We start from the raw sequence: 1507 nt of genomic DNA, 5'->3' as shown, positions 1-1507 counted from the left end.
CTGTTCGGCTTGGTGCGCCATCTGATGTTGAGCGTTTGCCCTGTCCTGGTCGCACTGTGACGGTTGGGTCAAGTTCGTGTGACGTTGACCCAGCCCCTTGATCCGGGCCGTTTGGATGTAGAATCCGTTCCTGTTTCTTTCTCGTGTTTAGGTTGCGGTCAAGGCCTGCTGAGCGGAGCCGTTGCGTAGCTCAAGCGAAGCAGGCCGGGTGGCGCGGTTGAGATTGGCGTAGACGGCTGGAGCCAGCCCGCCAAGTGACGTGTGTGGTCGCTGCGTGTTGTAATCGATCCTCCAGTTTTCAATGATCTTTCGGGCCTCGGCGAGGTTACCGAAAATGTGTTCGTTCAGGCATTCGTCTCGCAGCCTGCCATTGAATGACTCGACAAAGGCATTCTGCATGGGCTTTCCGGGTGCGATGTAGTGCCAGCCGACACCAGTATCCTGGCACCACCTGAGAACAGCATGAGATGTCATTTCCGTTCCATTGTCGCTGACAATCATATCCGGCTGTCCGCGCCTGCGGATCAGTTCATCCAGTTCGCGCGTCATCCGCGCGCCAGACAACGAACGATCCACGACGGTTGCCAATGCCTCTCGCGTGCAATCATCCACGATGCACAACACTCGGAACCGCTGGCCGTCTTCGAAAGCGTCAGACACAAAGTCCAACGACCACCGTTGATTGGCCCGATCCGGGACGAATATAGGCCGCCGCGTGCCCAAGGCACGTTTGCGTGACCGCCTGCGACGCACCACCAGCCCTTCCTCGCGATAGAGCCGGAACAGCTTCTTGTGGTTCACCTCAAAGCCCTCTCTCGCCAACAGGATGCCCAAACGCCGATAACCGAACCGGCGACGCTCATTCGCCAGTTCGCGCAGACGCTTGCGCAGGGCTTCATCATCCTGGTTCTGCTTCTGATATTGAAAGACAGACCTGTGCAGGTCGGCCAGCTCACACGCCCGACGCTCAGACAGGCCGTGCCGATCCATCACGTCCGACACGGCCCGTCGCTTCACGTCAGGCGTCAGTAGTTTTTTGTCGCGAGATCCTTGAGCGCCGCGTTGTCCAGCATGGCATCCGCCAACATCCGTTTCAGACGATTGTTCTCATCTTCCAGCGCACGCAACTTCTTCGCATCCGACACGTTCATTCCGCCGAACTTGGCTTTGTATTTGTAGAACGTGGCATCGCTGATCCCATATTTGCGGCACAACTCCTGAGCTTTCACGCCTGCCTCGTATTCCTTGATCATTCCAATGATCTGTTCGTCGCTAAATCTGCGTTTCATAGTCCATCCTTTGCTTGGACGGATTACTAACACCTCAATGGCCTGATTTCAGGGGGCTGGGTCATCCTCAGTCAGTTGCTTTAGAGACCAAACCAACAATCTGAATAGTAGCGGCTTATCAACGATCCGGAGTGCCGCCGTTCGCCGAGACGTTCCTGGAAGTTAGTTGCGCGGACACAGCGTCATTTAGCTGCGGCTGCGCCAATGGCCGCTTCGAA

General features: G+C 56.5%; 1 protein-coding gene. It reads right to left on the bottom strand.

Annotation, left to right across the window (positions count from 1 at the left end; translation table 11 throughout):
* Window positions 1-147: 147 nt before the first annotated feature.
* A protein-coding gene (locus ACR0CR_RS20380) for an IS3 family transposase (protein WP_480500938.1) occupies window positions 148-1289 on the bottom strand; the annotation gives its coding sequence in 2 pieces (ribosomal slippage) (window positions 148-1043 and window positions 1043-1289; 1143 coding nt in all).
* Window positions 1290-1507 lie beyond the last annotated feature (218 nt).

Source organism: Ruegeria sp. AM2 (assembly GCF_056540685.1).
Note: the sequence above shows the minus strand (reverse complement) of the source record. Positions and strands in the feature narration are given on the sequence as shown.